Below are 19871 nucleotides of genomic sequence, written 5' to 3' on the forward strand. Positions count from 1 at the left end.
ACGCTCCGCGTCCCTTCACCGGGTGACGCAGAGCGTCACAAGATGCATTCCCACGCAGAGCGTGGGAACGATCAGCAGCGAGAGTGCTATCAGACGTTTTGATTAAACGCGTCGACTTGATTGAGCAATTCGGAAATCTTCTGCGGCATCAACCGCGTATCACAACGGGTTTCCACGTTGATGATGATCGCCGGGTCGTTGCAGCAAATGCGCACGCGAAAGCGCCAGTCGCTGAAAATCACTTTCAGGCCGTCGCGGTCATCGATTTCCAGCGCCTGCTCGCTGTAGAGCTTTTTCAGATGGGCGAGCAGGGGATAGGGATCGGCCATCGTCCGGGGAATATCGCCGGACGATGGGAACATGCCGATGCGCTCCACCAACAAGATAGTACCCAGCCAGGGCTCGTTGGCGCTGGGCAACGGCTGATGGCGCGACAACCAACTCACCACCCCGAGGTTGCCCACCTCGCGTTCAATCTCTACGGAATGTTGTGCAATGTTCATGGTCACCTGCCTGAAGTGAAGAGTGGGCGTCGGGTGTCGGAGCCGTCTCAGCGGCCCTTGAGGTAGACGTTTTCGTAGCAGAAATTGGTCGCTTGCAGATAACCCTCGGCGTCGCCGCAGTCGAAGCGCAGGCCCTTGAACTTGTAGGCCAGCACGCAACCGTTCTGCGCCTGTTTCATCAGCGCGTCGGTGATCTGGATCTCGCCGCCTTTGCCCGGTTGGGTGTCGGCGATCAGGTCGAAGATGTCCGGCGTCAGAATGTAGCGACCGATGATTGCCAGGTTCGACGGCGCGTCCTGCGGTGCTGGTTTTTCCACCATGTTGTTTACCCGGTAGATGCCGTCGGAAATCAGCTCGCCGGCGATCACGCCGTACTTGTGCGTCTGATCGGCCGGGACTTCCTGGATGGCGACGATCGAGCAACGGAATTTCTTGTAGAGCTGGATCATCTGCGTCAGAACGCCGTCACCTTCCAGGTTCAGGCACAGGTCATCGGCCAGCACCACGGCGAACGGTTCATCGCCGATCAATGGCCGACCGCTGAGAATCGCGTGGCCCAGGCCTTTCATTTCCACCTGACGGGTGTAGGAGAAGGTGCAGGTGTCGATCAGCTCACGGGTGCCGGCGAGAAACTTCTCTTTCTCGGTGCCGCGAATCTGGTGCTCCAGTTCATAGCTGATGTCGAAATGGTCTTCCAGCGCACGCTTGCCGCGGCCAGTGACGATGGCCATGTGTTGCAGACCGGCGTCCCGTGCTTCTTCAACGGCGTATTCGATCAACGGCTTGTTGACGATCGGCAGCATCTCTTTTGGCATGGCTTTGGTGGCCGGCAAGAAACGCGTGCCGTAGCCGGCAGCGGGGAACAAACATTTACGAATCATAAAAGTATCCTGGACAGTCATGGAACACAGGCGACGGTTGCGGGCCATTAACAATGGCTGCAAGTTTTAATGTTGATTGAAGGCTTACTTTAATACCTGAGTCAGGTTATTAATGGCAAATGGTCGGAGTGGTAAAACACACCAATGTTATGCGATGTCGGTTAGTGCGCTATTAGTTATTTTTAGTCGGTATCTGTTGATAGTGATGAGTGCACTTGCAGTGCTAATAAGTAGCGGGCAATACAGTGTGACCTGCAAAAATAAATATTGCCAGTCATTGAACTAGTTTTGTTTTCGGTTGTTGTCGCCTTGTTTGTGTGGATTGCGACACATCTGCACAACAACAGGCTTGACACGACATCGGCTACTTATCCAATAACGGACCGCGCTATGAAGATTCTGGTAACCGGTGGCGCCGGCTATATCGGCTCGCACACCACACTTGCTTTGCTTGAAGCAGGTTATGAAGTTGTCGTGCTGGATAATCTTTGCAACAGCAGCGACGCGGCACTGCACGCGGTGGAAGCCATTTGCGGCAGGAGCGCGTTGATGATTCGCGGTGATGTCTGCGACCGCGCGCTGCTCGACCGGATTTTCCAGGAGCACAAAATTGACGCCGTGCTGCATTTCGCCGGGCTCAAAGCCGTCGGCGAAAGCGTGCGCAAGCCGCTGGCGTACTACCAAACCAACGTCAGCGGTAGCATCACGCTGTGTCAGGCGATGGCGGCGGCCGGGGTGTTCCGGCTGGTGTTCAGCTCCTCGGCGACGGTCTACGGCGAGCCCGAGCAGATGCCGATCCGCGAGGATTTCCCGACCGGTACTCCGACCAATCCTTACGGCCAGTCCAAGCTGATCGTCGAAAACGTGCTGCGCGACCTGTGCCAGTCCGAGCCGCGCTGGAGCATCGCCTTGCTGCGCTACTTCAACCCGATCGGCGCGCATCACAGCGGCCACATGGGTGAAGACCCGAACGGTATCCCCAATAACCTGGTGCCTTATATCAGCCAGGTGGCGGTGGGCAGCCTGCAAGAACTGTCGATCTTCGGCAACGATTACCCCACGGTCGACGGCACCGGCGTGCGCGATTACATCCACGTGGTCGACCTGGCGGACGGGCACTTGAAGGCATTGCAGTCCATCTCTGGACGTACTGGCATTCACACCTGGAACCTCGGCACCGGCGATGGCTACAGCGTCCTGCAAGTGCTGCACGCCTTCGAACAGGCCTGCGGACAACCCGTGCCGTATCGAATGATGCCGCGTCGTTCGGGGGATATCGCCGAGAGTTGGGCCGACGCTTCGAAAGCGGCGAAAGAGTTGGGCTGGAAAGCCACGCGCAACTTGCAGGACATGGTTACCGATACTTGGCGCTGGCAATCCAACCATCCCAAGGGTTATCTCGGCTGATGTCGTTTTGATGTGAAATGTTAGTTTCGGTCAGGTGTTAGATATCGTCGGGAAAATACGCTGGAAATGCCTTTTGCAAGTCCGTAGATATAAACCTGCCGTTCGACTTTTATCAGTTGGGTAAGACTGTGAAAGAACAACGGATCTTGTTCGCATTTTTCGCGGACTTGAACTCTACCACCTCTAACGCCGGCCGGTTTTTAACAGGTCGAATGTTAGAAAGGAGTTGATATGAAGAAAGTGATGGCAGTTGCCCTGTTGACGATGTTGAGCAACTGGGCTGCCGCAGCTGAAGCGCCGCTGACGGCGGTAACCAATGTAGGTGGCAATGTAGCGGCTTCTCAAGCGCCTGCAGCCAGTACTGCAATGGTTGCCAGTGCAGTAGCGGCGTCCAACAGCGGTGGCAGTGCCAACGGCGGCACCACCGGTACCACAGGTACCACCGGTACTACCGGCACACACAACTAACAGAGGTTTTTGTTAGTGCAGTAAGGGTCGCCCGACGCAAGTCGGGTGACTTCTTTTTAGATTCGCCCTTGAATAGCGTAGTGCCATTATGACTCGTAGTTTTTCTCTTTTAATGTTGGCAAGTCTCGCTTTACAAGGTTGCATGTTTTCCCCGGGCCAATACCTGAGCACCAGTGACATCACCCGCCAAGGGGCCAGTGAAAGCAGCCGGGTCGAGCTGATCCCGATCACCCCCAAGCTGATCTCCACCACCCGCGCCACGCACAAGCGTGAGTCGCTGCCGGCGGAGCTGTTGGCGACCCCGGCCGAGTACCGCATCGGTAACAACGATGTCTTGTACATCACGGTCTGGGATCATCCCGAGCTGACAGCCCCGTCCGGCGCGCAACAACAGATCGATGCCAACGGCCGACTGGTGCGCTCCGACGGCACGCTGTATTACCCGTTCATCAAGGAAGTCCAGGCCGCCGGCCGGACTATCCAGCAATTGCGTGCCGACATCGAACAACGGCTGTCGGCGTTCATTGCCGAACCGCAGGTGGATGTCGCGGTGCTGCGCTTCGCCAGTCAGAAAGTCGTGGTTACCGGCGCAGTGGCCAAGGGCGGCCCGCAAGCGATTTCGACCAATCCACTGAGCGTGGTCGAGGCCCTCGGTTCGGCGGGTATCGACACCAACAATGCCGACTTGTCCGGCCTGACGCTGACGCGCAACGGCCGCGTTTATACGCTCAATCTCGACTCGCTCAATCAGCAGGATTCCGAGTTGCAGGGCGTCTACCTCAAAGGTGGCGACCAGTTATATCTGCCGTACAACGACAACAAACGCATTTACGTCATGGGCGAGGTCAACCAGCCGCGCGCATTGAGCTTCAAGACCGCGACCATGAACCTCTCCGACGTCCTCGGCTCGGTTGGCGGCTTGAGCCAGACCACCTCCAACGGCAACGCGGTGTACGTCATCCGTGGCGTGGAAAACCTCGATGTGGAGCCGGCGAAGATCTACCAGTTGAACGCCGAATCGCCGACAGCCATGGCACTCGCGACGCACTTCGAAGTGCGCCCGCAGGACGTGGTCTATGTTGGCCCGGCCAACGTGACGCGCTGGAATCGCTTCATCAGCCAATTGGTGCCGTCGGCGTCGATTGTCGGGACCGGGGCTTCCGCTGCGAAGAACTGGAGCGAATACAGTAACAACAGCAAATAAGGTCGCCGACTGTGAACACGTTGAAAGTTGGCGTCTGCCTGAGTGCGGCCCTGTTGTTGTGTGGCTGCAACCCGCTGATGAGCGCTTCGTTGAACAACCTCAAATCGGCGGTGATCGGCCCGGACGAGGTGGACGTGACGGCGGCCCAGGTGGCCGAAGTCAACTATCCGCAACTCAAACTGACCACGCCGTCCGGCTCCGGGGTGCTGGCGCTGGTGCGCGAGCGCGACGACCTGCAGTTCTGGGTCGCTTCCGGCAAGCAAGTGTTGCTGCTGCGCAATGGTCTGGCCGTGCGCAGCATTGGCCTGGGCCTGGAAGGCGATCTCGACGGCACACGCCTGTCGGATGACTCGCCGTTCAAACGTGGCCTGCATCAAGTGGCCGATGGCTTCACGACTCGGCGCTGGATCGATCTCTACAGGGGCCAGGAAGTCGGGGTGATCGTCAACAGTCGCTTCATCCGCCGCTCAACGGAAACCCTGGACATTCTCGACAAGGAATACACCGTGCTACGTGTCGATGAGCAGATTGACGCCCCGGCCATCGGCCTGAGTGCGACCAATCGTTATTGGGTCGATCCGCGTGACGGTTTCATCGTCAAGAGTGAGCAGCAACTGACCTCGCAATTGCGCGTCAGGATTGTGCAACTGACCCCTGATCGCAGGCACCTGCCGTGAAGCGGCTTAAAGCGCTATCGGCGGGTTTGCTGTTGATCAGCAGCGTGAGCCAGGCCGCCGTCACGGTTAGCGGCGACGTCGCCAACCCCGGGCCGGTCGAACTGCCGGCGGGCGGGCGCTTGCTCGACGTGATCAACGAAGCCGTGCCGAATGCCGAAGGTTACTGGCTGGCGGGCGTGTTGTTGCGGCAGTCGTTGCTGCAAGAGCAGACGCGACTCAAGGCCGGCGTGTTGTTCGATCTGGACGTGTTGCAGCGCATGGCAATGCTCTTTGACATGCCGAGCCGTGGGGCGCTGGCGCAGCGGCTAGCCGAGCAAGTACGACAGATGCCGGTAACCGGACGGCAGATCGCCGATCTCGACCCGGTGGCGATTGAAGTCGGCTTCGCCCGCAACATTCGTCTGGACGATGGCGATCGACTGATCTACCCCAAGCGCGTCGATGAAGTTGAAGTGCTTGGCGCCGTCGCCGAGCCGTGTCACTTGCCGTACCAGCCGTTGCTGGAGGCCCGTGAATACCTGGAAAGCTGCACGCCGCTTGACGATGCCGAGGCCGATTACCTGTGGTTGATCCAGCCCAACGGCGTTTCGCGACGCGTCGGCATTGCCCACTGGAATCGCGAGAGCGGGCAGTTTCCCGTGGCCGGCAGCAAGATTCTGGTGCCGGTGAAAAATGATGATCTTGATCCGCCTGTCCCTGAACTGAATCAGCAGTTGGCCGAATTTATTGCCACGCAATTGGCTGAGGTGGTTCGTTGAATTTACGTTTTGCAGCTGTGTTGTTATTGCCCTGTGGTCTGGCGCACGCCGAGCCGCGCATTACTCAAAATGACTTCGGTGGCACCGGCCTTTTGCAGACGCCGACCGCGCGCATGGCCCCGGCCGGCGAGTTGAGCGTCAATGCCAACCGCACCGAGCCGTACAGCCGCTACAGCGTGTCGCTGCAGCCGCTGGACTGGCTCGAAGGTTCGTTCCGTTACACCGCGATCACTAACCGCCCGTACGGCTCCGAGGCCCTCAGCGGCAGCCAAAGCTATAAGGATAAGGCGGTCGACGCCAAAGTCCGGCTCTGGCAGGAAAGCCACTGGCTGCCCGATGTGGCCCTGGGCTTCCGAGATATCGGTGGTACGGGTTTGTTCTCCAGTGAGTTCTTTGTCGCCAACAAGCGCTTCGACAATTTTGATTTCAGCGCCGGCATTGCCTGGGGTTATCTGGGCAATCGCGGCGACCTCGACAACCCGTTGGGTTACGTCAGTGATCGCTTCGATACCCGCCCGGCCCTCGAGGGCACCGGTGACGTCAACTCGGGTTCGTACTTTCGCGGCAAGCCGTCATTTTTCGGTGGCGTGAGTTATCAGACGCCCTGGGATCGCCTCAGCCTGAAACTCGAATACGAAGGCAACGACTACAAGCACGAACCGAAGGACAACATCATCAAGCAGGACTCACCGATCAACTTCGGCGCGGTGTTCAAAGTGGCGGATTCGGTTGACGTCAGCGCGGCGTGGGAGCGTGGTAATACGGCGATGTTTGGCATCACCTTTCACACCAATTTCGTCAGCCGCAAGGCGCCGGCCAAGACCTACGATCCGACGCCCGAACCGTTGCCGGCGAAGATGCCGACCACGTCGATGGAGCAGGTCGACTGGGCCAACGTCTCCCAGCGTTTGCAGCAGAACGCCGGGTACAAGGTCGAGCGCATCAGCCAGCGTGATTCGGAGTTGATCGTGTACGGCGAGCAGCAGCGCTACTTCCATTCATCCAAAGCGGTTGGTCGTGCGAGTAGGGTTCTCGACAACAGCGTCAACGACGACATTGACTGGTTCACCCTGGTCAACAAGCGCTACGACCTGCCGCTGGAAGAAACCAGCGTGCCGCGCCAGACCTTCCGCGAAGTGATCAACAACGAGGAACCGCTGCTGTCGCTGCATCGCACCACCGAAGTCAATCCGGCGATGCCGCACAACGAAAAAACCCTCTACACCGAAGCGCCGCAGCACTTCAGTTATGGCGTGGGTCTGGGCTTCAAACAGAACGTCGGCGGCCCGGATGGCTTGCTCTATCAATTCAGTGCCGATGCGGACGCCGAGTACCGCTTTAATCGCAGCACTTGGTGGAGCGGTTTGCTCAGCGCGAATCTGATCAACAACTTCGACAAATTCACCTATGACGCACCCAGCGGCTTGCCGCGTGTGCGCACGGATTTGCGTCAGTACCTGACCGAGTCTGAAGTGACCATGCCGATGTTCCAGTTGAGCCACACCGAGCAACTGGATAAAGACTGGTATGGCATGGTGTACGGCGGTTATCTGGAGTCGATGTTCGCCGGGGTAGGGGGCGAGGTGCTGTTCCGCCCGACTGGCGAGCGCTGGTCGGTGGGCGCAGATCTGAACTACGTGCGTCAGCGTGAATTCGATCAGGGTTTTGGTCTGCGCGATTACTCGGTAGTGACCGGGCATATCACTGGCTATACGGATTTGCCTTACGACACGTTGGCGGCGATCAGCGTCGGGCGTTACCTGGCCGGAGACTGGGGCGGTACGCTGGACATCTCTCGCGAGTTCTCCAACGGCGTGCGCTTTGGCGCCTGGGCGACCATCACCACGGCCAGCAGTGCCGAGTATGGGGAAGGTAGCTTCGACAAGGGTCTCTATCTGTCGATACCGTTCGACGAAATGATGAGCATGTCGACCATGCGCCGCGCCAACCTGGTGTGGGCACCGCTGACGCGAGATGGTGGCGCGCGGTTGAATCGCGGTTATCAATTGCACTCGATGACCGATAGCCGGGATGACGATATGTTCTACCGCAACTTCGAGAAGATCACCGAGTAACGGCTGATCGATCAACGCTCAACCTGACGCTATCCCTGTGGGAGCTGGCTTGCCAGCGATGACGGCGGCACATTCAACATCGATGCTGACTGGCCTGAGGCCATCGCGGGCAAGCCGCGCTCCCACAGGGATATGTGTCAAACCCCAAACCCCGGCCCACCACAAATTCCTGTGGGAGCTGGCTTGCCAGCGATGACGGCGGCACATTCAACATCGATGCTGACTGGCCTGAGGCCATCGCGGGCAAGCCGCGCTCCCACAGGGATATGTGTCAAACCCCAAATCCCGGCCCACCCCAAATCCCTGTGGGAGCTGGCTGGCCAGCGATGACGGCGGCACATTCAACATTGATGTTGCCAGACCCACCGCTTTCGCGAGCAGGCTCGCTCCCACACTGGCTATTTGTCACAGCACAAATCCCGAGCCAACCACAAGTCCCTGTGGGAGCGAGCCTGCTCGCGAAGGCGTCAGCACATCCAGCATCATCATTGCCAGACCCACCGCTTTCGCGAGCAGGCTCACTCCCACACTGGCTATTTGTCACGCCACAAATCCCGAGCCAACCACAAATCCCTGTGGGAGCGAGCCTGCTCGCGAAGGCGTCAGCACATCCAGCATCATCATTGCCAGACCCACCGCTTTCGCGAGCAGGCTCGCTCCACAGGAATATGTGTCAACCCCCAAATCCCCGGCCCACCACAAATCCCTGTGGGAGCGGGCTTGCTCGCGAAGGCGTCGGTACATCAGACATCTACGCTGACTGACGCCACGCATTCGTGAGCAAGCCCACGCCCACAGTGATCTTCGGTCGGCTCTTAATCACGGGCACAAAAAAGGGGACTTTCGTCCCCCTGCGGTCTTGCCTTGCGTAACGCTGAACCTCAGTAAATATCCTTCGACAGCAACGTAAACGGTGTCTTCACCAGGATCTTCAAGTCCAGCCACAACGACCAGCTGTTGATGTACTGCAGGTCAATCTCGACACGCTTCTGCATCTTGTCGATGGTGTCCGTCTCACCGCGGCAGCCGCTGATTTGAGCCAGCCCGGTGATGCCCGGTTTAATCCGGTGGCGCGCCATGTAAGCGAGGATTTTGCCCGAGTAGAAATGGTTGTGCGCGACAGCATGCGGACGTGGACCAACCAGTGCCATGTGCCCTTGCAGCACGTTGAACAATTGCGGCAACTCATCCAGCGAGGTGCGGCGGATGAAGCGTCCAACGGCAGTGATGCGCGAGTCGTTGCGGCTGGCCTGCTTGACGTCTTTGTCATCGTGCACACGCATCGAACGGAATTTCCAGACCTTGATCACCTTACCGTTCCAGCCATGGCGATCCTGCTTGAAAAACACTGGGCCAGGCGAGTTGATCTTCACCGCCAGGGCAATGATCGCAAGTACTGGGCTCAGCATAATAATCGCCAGCAGCGCGACGCTTTTCTCCATCAGGCTTTTGCTCAGCGCCGCGGTCGGGCGGCTGGTCAGCGGGCTTTCGTTCAGGTAGATCGCCGGCAGACCGTCCACGACTTTCACCGAGTGATTGAGCAGCGTCAGGCTGTTCAAGTCCGGCACCCAGACCACATCAACGTTGGCACCCAGCAGGTCGACATACATCGCTTCGATTTTCGCCGCTTCCGAGAGCGGCAGGGTGATGTACAAGCGGCGGATGTCGTGGGCTTCGATCAGCTTAAGCAGATCTTCCTGAGCACCAACCACGCGCGGTGCATCCGAATCCAGTGCAGGCACCTTGCCGTTACTGATCAACCCTACCAACGGCAGGTTTTCGATCTGGCTCAACTTCTTCGCCAGGCCCAACGCCAGCTCACCCGTGCCAACGATCAGCGTCTTGTGCTCGCTTTTACGGGTGCGCTGATAGAACTTCGAAAACGCATGCAACGGAGCGTACAACAGTGCCTGACCCAAGAAGCCGTAGACTGCCCAGCTCACGATCACCTGTCGGGAAAACAACTCATCGGCCTTGCAGACAAACGCGATGAAAGCCAGCGCCGCCATGGTCATCGACCAGCCCATCAACAGACGCCCCAAGCCGGTCAGATAGTTGTCTCGCTTTCGATATACGCCACTGAATGTATACGCCGGCACCGAGGCCAACACCGCCAGTGTGGCGCACATCCGGTAATAGAACGCGACGGTTCCCGTGTGCTGCTCCGCCAATACAAACAGCAAAGCAACGATAAAACCCTGCGCCAGCGCCCATTGGCCCCAAAAGGTCAGTCCCTTGAGGCCCGTGCTTCGATTGATACTGAGAGAAAGATCCATACGATATCCCCAAAAGACGTCCATTCAGGTTTCAACAGTTGAAAGCCGAGTTGTTAGTCAGAGTTATTGTTTTTGTTTTAACGAGTGTCCTGAGGTAACAACGTCGATATGCCGAACTGTCGTCAGTCAATAGACTAATTTATTGGCGGGAATGGTGTCTGACGAGTTCTAACAAGATGGCGCAGTGCCAACTTTTTAATAATTAAATATAAGGGTGTTAGAAAAGGTCGCAGAGAAGGGGGTGAATAGATGATGTTGGATTTGTTACTGTTGTAGGGAAGGGGGCAGGGAATTTCTATATCAAGGGAGGTGAAACCAGACAGAGTGCTCTTATTGTTTTTGTAGTCGCACTGTTTTCTGTTTGTGGTGTTTGCAGATACCGCTGTCTTTAAGCCACGATTTCTTGAATGAGGCAATATCCGCGGTTTCTTACGGCGCGGAACAGTCGCTCACCATTGCTGGCGCTTTTGAATTTGTCTTGCAGGCGACTCAGGCACATCTCCAGCCCACGGTATTGCTCCGGCTCTCGGCCTATGCTGAGGATTAACTCGTCGCGACTGACAACGCGCTCTTCGTGGTGCAGCATCTTCCTGACCAGCGCAGTTTCCAGTCCGGTGAGACTGATCTCTATGTCTTCTTTGATCAATGCGCCTTGATCATTGTCGAGATGCCAGGTCTCGGTGTAGGCGGGAGCGCTTTCGAAAGCGGGCGACGGGTTGCCGGCTTCAGTGGTTACTGCTGGAGTGCCGTGAAATGGATTCGCCGATTGAGCGGCAAGCCATTCGGACTCAAGCGTGGCCAATATGCGCTGAGTATCATGTTCGATAGTGCGGGTAACGTTCTTTCGTGTGCCGCTTGGGTAAGTGAACTCCATCAACACGGGGGCGGAAGAGGGCGAATTGGCACCTTCAATAAACATTTGCGCCTGAGACGTACCAAACGAATTGAACCGTTCGCTGGAAAGGATGCTCTCGAGTTCGCGCTGCGATGTTGTACTGTGAGTCACGACAACAAAATATTTTCTGGGGAGGGTTGTACTAGTTTCCATGTCTCTCTCCTTAACTGCGTACCAAAATTGGCTAAAAGGTGAATCGGCAGGCGAGCAATGACTTCCTTGGAAGTAATCCACAGGCAGGGTCTGGACCCGAAAATGGCCCTTGATAAGTTCCACTCGTTCTGCTGCTATGTTGTTGAGTTTATTGTTATGTTGGCGCGCTCATTCAATCGCTTTTTTATAGGTAGGCGTGAAGTACAACTAGAGCTATATGGTTGCATCAGACGATCCTTCGTAAGCATGCAAAAGGGTGGCTGCCCATGAGTCAGGCAGTCGATATCAGGCCCCGCATCAGGCGATAGCCATAGCCGCGGATGCTCTGAATCGCGTTTGTACCATACATGTCCTTGATTTTTCCACGCAAGCGGCTGATTGATTTTTCCAGCGCCCGGGGGTCGTAGAAATTGGTATTGAGCCCCATGATGTTAGCGATTTCATCATGGCTGAGGATGTGATTGCCGGTTTGCGCAAACGCTTCCAGGATCTTCATTTCAGCAAAAGAAATATCCAGCTTCTTGCTGGTGCCCGACAGGCAGATTCGAGTAGGGTCGAGCGTAAGATTGATATCTCGCTGCCATTCTTCGCTGTTGAAGAACTCGCCAAGCAACTCGGCGCCCTCGTCGGAAAGAGTATTGAGCTTGATACAGAAGTCCGCCCCGGCAAGAAAATACTTGATCTTGTTGAAGGCACCGCGACCGGTGATGACCGCGCAAATGATCGGTTTCAAGTTGTCGGTGCGCAGGTTCTCCACCAGCGCGAGATTGTCTTCGAGGGCCTGCGGGCTATCGATGACAATGAAGATGGCTCGATACGAGCCCGTGTGTTCATGGTGCTTGCAGGAACTAGTGTAGGCGTCGGTATCAAGTGCCATATCGCTGCGCACGTGCTTGGCGAGCAGCGCTCTAAATTGGTCGGCCACACCACGGGTGCGGCCCAGCGTTAGAACACCGGGTTCGTCGTTTGTCGGGCGCGGACTTCTAGTCGCCAAGTTCCCTGAGAGCATCATGCATTGACTCGAATTAGGTGCTGACATCGGGATGTTAAAGCACCAGTTCTCATCTGTGACTGACAATTGGTAACATTCACGCTGTTTTTAGACGTGGCTCCCGAGTTTTCTAACAATAATTAAGCTTTTCAGGCTTTTAGTTGATTTTTCTGGGTGTCTGAACTAGTCGTTAGATGGTGGCAATATGAAATTGTGCCACTATTCTGAACTCAATGCGACAGCTTTGTTTGTGTCCTTTGGCCACTGTCTGGCCATCTAGAAGAATGTGATATTGATCACACTTTATCGGCTTGGCAACTTTTTTCTATATAAAGGCCTAAATATGTCCCGAGTCGTTCGTAGGCGGACGATTACTAACATGGCTTGAGTGTGTCTTTTGATAAGACATATTCTCCGTCGCCTAGTCAGGCAATAGGTGTCGATATACCGATTGTTTCACTTCAGATACTCAATTCCTGAGTGCAGTTTAACGGGCCGCTCGCGCTGAGTGCTCTGATGGAGGATTAATGGATTTCTGGACTCTTTTCCAGGTGTTGATTTTAGGTGCGGTAGAAGGCCTGACCGAGTTTCTGCCCATCTCAAGTACGGGCCACCAGATTATCGTCGCCGACTTGCTGGACTTCGGCGGTGAACGCGCCATGGCGTTCAACATCATTATTCAGCTCGGCGCCATTCTTGCCGTGGTCTGGGAGTTTCGGCCGAAGATCGTTGAAATCGTCAAAGGCCTGCCCACCGAACGCAACGCACAACGCTTCACCCTCAACCTGTTGATCGCCTTTCTTCCTGCCGTGGTGTTGGGCGTTCTGTTTGCTGACACAATCCATCAATACCTGTTCAACCCAATCACCGTTGCCGTCGCTCTGGTCGTCGGTGGCATCGTCATGTTGTGGGCCGAACAACGCAGCCACGTGGTGAGCGTCGACCATGTCGATGACATGCGCTGGTCTCACGCGCTGAAGGTCGGTTTCGTACAGTGCCTGGCGATGATCCCGGGCACCTCGCGCTCTGGCTCGACCATCATCGGCGGCCTGCTGTTCGGCCTCTCGCGCAAAGCCGCCACCGAGGTCTCGTTCTTCCTGGCCATGCCGACCATGGTCGGTGCCGCCGTGTACTCAGGCTACAAATACCGCGACCTGTTCCAGCAAAGCGACCTGCCGGTCTTCGCCCTCGGCTTCGTCACTGCATTCATCTTCGCGATGATCGCCGTGCGCGGTTTGCTCAAGTTCATCGCCAACCACAGCTACGCCGCGTTCGCCTGGTATCGGATCGCGTTTGGCTTGTTGATTCTGGCAACGTGGCAGTTTGGCTGGGTCAACTGGACCGCCGCAGCGGCAAGCTAATCACTGAGTGCTGATCAGTGCCGCGACGGCGAGGTCGTTCAATTCCGAGTCGGGCAAATCCTGACGAAAATGCTGCAAAGCCGAAGTGAAGTACGCGGCCTGCAGCATGCCGTCGCTGGCGAGGAAATACCGCGCCGCTTCGATTTCCTCTAGCGAATACACACGTTTTTTCAGTTCGGACATGTCCGACATCCCATCGACCGTGATCATCGTCGTCGTGAAAACCAGAAAGCCAGACATCTGGGTTGATTCAAAAGGGCCATCTTTCCCATCACCGCAGCCTTTCAAAAAATCGCAACTGGCGCAGGCGCTGGCAGGGACGGTAAGGAGTAAAGCGAGGAGGGTGAACCGCTTGAATAAAACACAGCTAAACGCGTGCATAAACAAAAGACATCCTGTCGGTACAACAAAGCCGCGAGCACCGCTCATGCGTTGCCCGCACATACAACGCGTCGATCAACGACCCGCCAACAACTCCGCCGCCTGATCCAGCAACGCCAACGGATCCTTGGCCTTGTGAATATCCACCGACAACAACTGGCGGAATTTACGCGCCCCGGGAAACCCGGTGCCCAGGCCCAGCACATGCCGCGTGATGTGATGCATCGACCCACCCGCCAGCAAATGCTCGGCAATGTAAGGCCGCAACTGCGCCAACGCCTCAGCCCGACTGATCACCGGAGCCGAACTGCCGAACAACTGCTGATCCACCTCCGCCAGCAAATACGGATTGTGATAAGCCTCACGCCCCAACATCACACCGTCGAACGTCTGCAAATGCTCATGGCAGGCCTCCATCGTCTTGATCCCGCCGTTCAGCACAATCTCCAACGCCGGAAAATCTGCCTTCAGCTGCGCAGCAACGTCATAACGCAACGGCGGAATGTCGCGATTCTCCTTCGGCGACAACCCCTCCAGAATCGCAATCCGCGCATGCACCGTAAAACTGGTACACCCGGCATCACGAACTGTGCCGACGAAATCGCATAGCTCCGCGTAACTGTCCCGACCGTTGATGCCGATGCGATGTTTCACCGTCACCGGAATCGACACCGCATCACGCATCGCCTTCACACAATCCGCCACCAGTTGCGGGTGACCCATCAGGCACGCGCCGATCATGTTGTTCTGCACACGATCGCTCGGGCAGCCAACGTTGAGGTTCACCTCGTCGTAACCGTGCTCCTGGGCCATGCGGGCGCAGGCGGCTAGATCGAGAGGGACGCTACCGCCTAACTGCAAGGCCAACGGGTGTTCAGCTTCGTTGTGACGAAGGAAACGTTCGTGATCACCGTTGAGCAGCGCACCGGTGGTGACCATTTCGGTGTAGAGCAGAGCGTTCTTCGACAGGAGGCGTAGGAAGAAACGGCAATGGCGGTCAGTCCAATCCATCATGGGGGCGACGCTGAAGCGCCGAGACAGCGCAGGGCTTGAATTTACTGGTCTGGAGTGGGTGTTCTGTACCATTTTGCTCTACGTGTTTTCAGCGTGTTTTCGGGTGTTTTCGGGCGTTTTTTGAATGTCGGTGGTACGATGTACCACTTCAAAACTGACGCGTACCACTTTCGATATGGCGACTATCAGGGCAAGAAAACTGGCGGATGGGACGGTGAGCTACACGGCTCAGATCCGCATCAAGCGCGACGGAGTGCAAGTCTACCAAGAGAGTCAGACCTTCGCCCGAAAACAGGCAGCTCAGGCTTGGACGCGAAAGCGACACCTCGACCGTGCGCGCCGCCATCGAGCGGCAGCTGCGCGATCTGCATCAACGCGAGGCCGGGCTCGGCGACACCTTGCTGATCACTCACATCCGTGAAGCCGTCAGTGGCTCCGCGGGCGAAACCGACCACCAACTGACGGTGCCGGTGGCGAACGTGGTTCCGGCCACCAATCAGCTGCTGACGTTTGGGGGGATCACATGGCTGTAGCGCGCACGCCCGAGCAATACCGCCTGCAGCTGCGCGGGCTGCTGCCGTCGGGGCCAGCCTGGGATCCTGAACTGGTCCCGGAGATCGAGCTGGTGCTGGCGGGGGTCGCGGTCGAATTCTCACGGCTTGAAGCGCGGGCCTTGGACCTGCTGAATGAAATGGACCCGGCGGGCGTCAGCGAACTGGTGCCGGACTGGGAGGCCATCATGGGCTTGCCGGATGCGTGCCTGGGGCCGAACCCGGCGTTTGAAGATCGGCGGCTGTCGGTGCGCCGTCGGCTGTTCGAGGTCGGCGGGCAGAGCCCGACCTACTTCATTGAGATCGCCGTCAGTCAGGGTTACCCGAACGCGACCATCACCGAACACCGAGCGCCCCGTATGGGGCGTTCGCGTTTCGGGGCGGCGCACTTTGGCACCTGGAACGCGCAGTTCATGTGGACCTTAAACACCGGCGGGCGCCAGCGGCAGGGCCGGCGCTTTGGCGTCAGCTACTGGGGCGAGCGTTTCGGCGCCAATCCGGGTAACGCACTTGAATGCCTGATTCGTCGGCCGGCGCCGGCACACACCGTTGTGCACATCAATTATGACTAAGGAGTAAGGCATGGATTATCCGATCAGTGTGCCCAGCATCGGGCTGGTAGGTGGCAAGTTTGCAGATGAAGATCCACTGGCGGGCACTCCCGGATCTTTGATTCCGGCGCAGTGGGGCAATGCCGTTTCTGACGAGATTCTAAATGTCATTACTGCGGCAGGAATGGTCCCTGATGAACTCTTGAATACTCAGCTTGCGACCGCTATTAGCCTGATTATCGGTACTACCAGGCCACTTGCCACGCAGGCCGAGGCCGAGGCAGGTACTGACAATGCGAAAACGATGACTGCACAGCGCACGCAGCAAGCAATCAGCAAGCGGGCGGCAATAGTCGGATCAATCCGAAATATGCGGATGTCGGTTGCTGCTGCCAGCGCGATCGCCACAGTTACCGCTGATGAGATTTTTGTGAAATCAGCGCTGGGTGGTGCGGCGTGGTTGGTGGCTTCGTTCAACAAGAACATCAATCTCACCACCACCGGGGCCGGTGGCATGGACACTGGTGCCGCTCCGGTCAGCGGGTTCGTTGCTGTTTATGCTATCTACAATCCAGCTACAAGCACCAGTGCGCTACTGGCAGCTAACGCGACCAGCGCGGTACAGCCGGAGATCTACGGTGGCGCAAATATGCCTGCGGGCTATCTCGCTTCAGCTCTCGTTACTGTGTGGCCAACGAATGCGAGCGGGCAGTTTGTGGTGGCTTATCAGGTAGATCGTCAGATCTCTTTCCCATTTGCCGTTGTGGCAACAACCGGTGTCGGTGTCGGGAGTCCGACCGCCATTAGTGTCGCGAATTTAGTTCCTCGCAATGCTAGATCTTGCAGTGGCTGGGCCACTGTAATCACGAATGGTTCGTCGTATGCAAGCTTGAACGTGTCTGCATCATCAACCCTGATCGGTATTCAGCAGATAGCGGGAGCATCCAATGGAGGTCCTGGGACGAATTCCGGATCATTCGCGATGGTCCCCATCATTGCAGCGCAGACGATCTATTGGAGTACGACCACGACAGGTGGGACCTTCACATCTGCATCAATCTATCTCAGTGGCTATGCGATCTAAGGAGGTTATATGAGTAACGTAATCGTGCAGTTTTCGGATGCGACGGAGTCAACGGTCGTTGCCTATTTTGCGAGTCCGCAAGATTCAGAGGTATATGCATGTCTTGGTCTTATTGACGTATCGGATGATCGCTGGGCTGAGTTCTATGATTCCGCCAATGGCGAAAGTAGCGGCCTACCATCGCCCAGATAGGCGATGGTAGAGATCCTCGAATCAGTTGGCTGGCAATGGCTTCTGGATCACGAAATGAAGGTTGTGCCGAGTAAAAGCTCGATGCGCGGGGATTTCGTAGTGTTGAAATGCAACGCGCAGAAGGGCGTCATCAATGCGGTCTGGATAATGCTCAATTAGGCTTGGCTTGTAGTGGTCTAATGAAACCGGACACCCATTTAGGCGAGAATGCTCGCCAGATAGAGGTGTCTGATGACCAAACAACGTCGTTCTTTTTCCGCTGAATTCAAACGCGAGGCCGCAGGCCTCGTGCTCGATCAAGGCTATAGCCATATCGAAGCCAGCCGCTCGCTTGGTGTGGTTGAGTCCGCGTTGCGCCGCTGGGTTAATCAGCTTCAGCAGGAGCGCACTGGCGTTACTCCGCAGAGTAAAGCGCTGACGCCAGAGCAACAGAAAATCCAGGAATTGGAAGCTCGAATCGCTCGACTTGAGCGGGAGAAATCCATTTTAAAAAAGGCTACCGCGCTCTTGATGTCGGAAGAGCACGAGCGCACGCGCTGATTGATCAACTGAGCCCCCAAGAGCCGGTTGATTGGCTTTGCGCAGTCTTTGACGTCACTCGTTCGTGTTACTACGCCCATCGTCTCAGGCGCCGAACTCCAGACGTTGAGCGGCTTCGGTTGCGCAGCCGGGTTAACGAACTGTTTACGCAAAGTCGAAGCGCCGCCGGTAGCCGCAGCATCGTGTCGATGATGCAGGAAGACGGCGAGCAAATTGGGCGGTTCAAGGTGCGAGGCCTGATGCGGGAACTGGAGTTGGTCAGTAAACAACCTGGATCACATGCCTACAAACAAGCGACGGTTGAGCGGCCTGACATTCCGAACATATTGAATCGAGAGTTTGATGTGCCGGCGCCGAATCAGGTCTGGTGTGGCGACATCACCTACATCTGGGCTCAAGGGAAATGGCATTACCTGGCTGTCGTTATGGATCTTTACGCGCGCCGAGTGGTGGGCTGGGCGCTGTCGAACAAGCCGGATGCGGATCTGGTCATCAAGGCGTTGGACATGGCTTACGAACAGCGTGGCAGGCCTCAAGGGCTTCTGTTTCACTCGGATCAGGGCTCGCAATATGGCAGTCGCCAGTTTCGCCAACGGCTCTGGCGTTACCGCATGCGCCAAAGCATGAGCCGTCGTGGAAACTGCTGGGATAACGCGCCGATGGAGCGTGTGTTTCGCAGCTTGAAAACTGAATGGATACCGACCGTGGGCTACATGACAGCTCAAGAAGCGCACCGCGACATCAGTCATTACCTGATGCATCGGTACAACTGGATTAGACCGCACCAATTCAACAACGGACTGGCCCCAGCTCAGGCCGAGAAAAAACTTAACGTCGTGTCCGGGATTAGTTGACCACTACAGCTCATACCCATCAAGGATGATGTGTTTGTGGATATCCTTACCGATGGCCAACTCAAAGTCATGGTAAGAAATCCCTGAACCCCAGCGCGTTATGGTTTCAGCGATATCGTCTTCATGTGTATTTGCAATAGAGGTAACAAGGTCTTTGCGTGGCGAAAACTTTATATACTCGTGCTGAATGTCAGGAGGCAGGGCCGAGTAATACGGCAGCAGACTTGTATGATCATCGAACACCGCGAAACGGTTTGGTGTATCTGTTACAACGAGAAATCCACCAGGGACCAATAACTTCCAAGCCGTTTGCAGGGCCTCGCGCCGCTCCGCAAGTGTCATGTGCTCAAGCACAGCACACAACACAATCATGTGTACTGGCTCCCCCGACTTCACGATTTCCGCTTCTGGCGAGAACAGTTCGCGTCGAAAGTCGACATTGTTCAACCCGAAATGATGAAGGCGTGCTTCCGCAGCGTCTGTGGCCTTTTCATCAATCTCAAAGCTGACAAGTTTTTTGACTTGGGAGGCGAAGGCTAGCGTGCTCGAACCAGTTCCTGATCCGATTTCAATTGCGGTCATCTCATGCATGTTCGAGGCTGCGATCTTGAGCCACGACTCGATTAAGTTCTCAAAGACCCTAAATCTTCGCTCTGTATGAGCGTCAAGGTCACGTGCGAATACTTCTTCGTTCGTGATGTCGATCATGGGGTTGTCTTTGTAGAACGTATCGAGCAATACCCCGCGATAGTATGAGCGGAATTTCTCGTCGATGATGATGTTCGACGCAGCCCGGGGTGGACTTGTCCCTGGTGATTGCGGAGTTATCGCCGAAGAAAATCGGGCAAGTGCAGACTCCAAAACTTCATTCTGCTTTGTGAGCGCCTGGCACTGCTCGCGAAGGTGCTGAGCCTCCAGTTCTGCATTCTGCTGAGTCTCGCTCGCCTTCGCCGGTTGTAGTCGTTCCTTGATGGCTTGCCACATTTTGTTTTTCTCGCATTAGATTTTTCGGCCGGATAGTACCAGCTAATAATGTTGGCACTTTAAATAGTACA

The 19871-nt window shown here is 56.4% G+C and carries 18 protein-coding genes and 2 pseudogenes; 12 read left to right on the top strand and 8 right to left on the bottom strand.

Features of this window, described 5'->3' with window-relative positions:
* Window positions 1–89: 89 nt before the first annotated feature.
* Both ATI02_RS26870 and galU read right to left on the bottom strand, forming a co-directional pair.
* Window positions 90–503 carry a mannose-1-phosphate guanylyltransferase gene (locus ATI02_RS26870; protein ID WP_100847840.1) on the bottom strand — a complete coding sequence of 138 codons (414 nt, stop codon included), beginning with the start codon at window positions 501–503 and terminating at the stop codon, window positions 90–92.
* Between the two features lie 47 nt (window positions 504–550).
* The gene (gene galU, locus ATI02_RS26875) at window positions 551–1384 is read right to left on the bottom strand and encodes a UTP--glucose-1-phosphate uridylyltransferase GalU (protein WP_042560129.1); all 834 of its coding nucleotides are present in this window, start codon (window positions 1382–1384) and stop codon (window positions 551–553) included.
* Window positions 1385–1774: 390 nt separating this feature from the next.
* Between galU and galE the strand changes: the two genes are divergently transcribed.
* The 6 genes from galE to ATI02_RS26905 all read left to right on the top strand — a co-directional run bounded on the left by galE (window position 1775) and on the right by ATI02_RS26905 (window position 7973).
* A complete protein-coding gene (galE, locus tag ATI02_RS26880; protein ID WP_100847841.1) occupies window positions 1775–2791 on the top strand; it encodes a UDP-glucose 4-epimerase GalE in 1017 nt (338 codons plus the stop codon).
* 231 nt (window positions 2792–3022) lie between these two features.
* Window positions 3023–3259, top strand: a complete 237-nt coding sequence (locus tag ATI02_RS26885) for a hypothetical protein (protein WP_007910552.1) — start codon at window positions 3023–3025, stop codon at window positions 3257–3259.
* 88 nt (window positions 3260–3347) lie between these two features.
* Window positions 3348–4463 carry a polysaccharide biosynthesis/export family protein gene (locus ATI02_RS26890; protein ID WP_177435548.1) on the top strand — a complete coding sequence of 372 codons (1116 nt, stop codon included), beginning with the start codon at window positions 3348–3350 and terminating at the stop codon, window positions 4461–4463.
* 11 nt (window positions 4464–4474) lie between these two features.
* Entirely contained in the window at window positions 4475–5140 is a 666-nt protein-coding gene (locus ATI02_RS26895) for a YjbF family lipoprotein (RefSeq protein ID WP_095189103.1), read from the top strand.
* Window positions 5137–5898: a capsule biosynthesis GfcC family protein gene (locus tag ATI02_RS26900; RefSeq protein ID WP_100847842.1), complete on the top strand. Its 762-nt coding sequence runs from the start codon at window positions 5137–5139 to the stop codon at window positions 5896–5898. The genes ATI02_RS26895 and ATI02_RS26900 overlap by 4 nt, the downstream gene beginning before the upstream one ends.
* Window positions 5895–7973, top strand: coding sequence for a YjbH domain-containing protein (locus tag ATI02_RS26905; RefSeq protein WP_100847843.1), 2079 nt, complete (start codon window positions 5895–5897; stop codon window positions 7971–7973). Before ATI02_RS26900 ends, ATI02_RS26905 begins: the two co-directional genes overlap by 4 nt.
* Window positions 7974–8854: 881 nt before the next feature.
* Here the strand turns inward: ATI02_RS26905 and ATI02_RS26925 are convergent.
* The 3 genes from ATI02_RS26925 to ATI02_RS26940 all read right to left on the bottom strand — a co-directional run bounded on the left by ATI02_RS26925 (window position 8855) and on the right by ATI02_RS26940 (window position 12309).
* Entirely contained in the window at window positions 8855–10249 is a 1395-nt protein-coding gene (locus ATI02_RS26925) for an undecaprenyl-phosphate glucose phosphotransferase (RefSeq protein ID WP_095189099.1), read from the bottom strand.
* Window positions 10250–10637: 388 nt separating this feature from the next.
* Window positions 10638–11297, bottom strand: coding sequence for a winged helix-turn-helix domain-containing protein (locus ATI02_RS26930; RefSeq protein WP_095189098.1), 660 nt, complete (start codon window positions 11295–11297; stop codon window positions 10638–10640).
* A 271-nt stretch (window positions 11298–11568) separates the two neighbouring features.
* Entirely contained in the window at window positions 11569–12309 is a 741-nt protein-coding gene (locus ATI02_RS26940) for a winged helix-turn-helix domain-containing protein (RefSeq protein WP_095189097.1), read from the bottom strand.
* Window positions 12310–12815: 506 nt separating this feature from the next.
* On the opposite strand from ATI02_RS26940, the gene ATI02_RS26945 reads away from it, so the two are divergent.
* A complete protein-coding gene (locus tag ATI02_RS26945) occupies window positions 12816–13649 on the top strand; it encodes an undecaprenyl-diphosphate phosphatase (protein WP_100847846.1) in 834 nt (277 codons plus the stop codon).
* Here ATI02_RS26945 and ATI02_RS26950 read toward each other — a convergent pair whose 3' ends face one another.
* Together ATI02_RS26950 and dusA are read right to left on the bottom strand one after the other, a co-directional pair.
* Window positions 13650–14030, bottom strand: a complete 381-nt coding sequence (locus ATI02_RS26950) for a DUF2388 domain-containing protein (protein WP_167394897.1) — start codon at window positions 14028–14030, stop codon at window positions 13650–13652.
* A gap of 75 nt (window positions 14031–14105) precedes the next feature.
* On the bottom strand, window positions 14106–15116 hold the full coding sequence (dusA, locus tag ATI02_RS26955; protein ID WP_100847847.1) for a tRNA dihydrouridine(20/20a) synthase DusA: 1011 nt from the start codon (window positions 15114–15116) through the stop codon (window positions 14106–14108).
* Between the two features lie 103 nt (window positions 15117–15219).
* On the opposite strand from dusA, the pseudogene ATI02_RS26960 reads away from it, so the two are divergent.
* From ATI02_RS26960 to ATI02_RS26980, 5 genes and pseudogenes are all read left to right on the top strand, one after another.
* Window positions 15220–15366 (top strand): annotated as a pseudogene (locus ATI02_RS26960) (site-specific integrase); the annotation flags it as partial.
* Window positions 15347–15577: pseudogene (locus tag ATI02_RS26965) on the top strand (baseplate J/gp47 family protein); the annotation flags it as partial. The pseudogenes ATI02_RS26960 and ATI02_RS26965, both read left to right, overlap by 20 nt.
* Window positions 15568–16167: a YmfQ family protein gene (locus ATI02_RS26970; RefSeq protein WP_100847848.1), complete on the top strand. Its 600-nt coding sequence runs from the start codon at window positions 15568–15570 to the stop codon at window positions 16165–16167. The pseudogene ATI02_RS26965 and the gene ATI02_RS26970, both read left to right, overlap by 10 nt.
* A 10-nt stretch (window positions 16168–16177) precedes the next feature.
* Entirely contained in the window at window positions 16178–17230 is a 1053-nt protein-coding gene (locus ATI02_RS32840; RefSeq protein WP_238156294.1) for a hypothetical protein, read from the top strand.
* Window positions 17231–17653: 423 nt separating this feature from the next.
* Window positions 17654–18816 (top strand): IS3 family transposase gene (locus ATI02_RS26980; RefSeq protein WP_095191983.1). Its coding sequence is split into 2 segments (ribosomal slippage): window positions 17654–17909 and window positions 17909–18816, totalling 1164 coding nucleotides; the frame shifts between segments, so codons are not numbered across the junction.
* Between the two features lie 3 nt (window positions 18817–18819).
* Here the strand turns inward: ATI02_RS26980 and ATI02_RS26985 are convergent.
* Window positions 18820–19800: a class I SAM-dependent methyltransferase gene (locus ATI02_RS26985; protein WP_100847849.1), complete on the bottom strand. Its 981-nt coding sequence runs from the start codon at window positions 19798–19800 to the stop codon at window positions 18820–18822.
* Window positions 19801–19871: the final 71 nt, after the last annotated feature.

This window comes from Pseudomonas baetica (assembly GCF_002813455.1).
Classification (GTDB): domain Bacteria; phylum Pseudomonadota; class Gammaproteobacteria; order Pseudomonadales; family Pseudomonadaceae; genus Aquipseudomonas; species Aquipseudomonas baetica.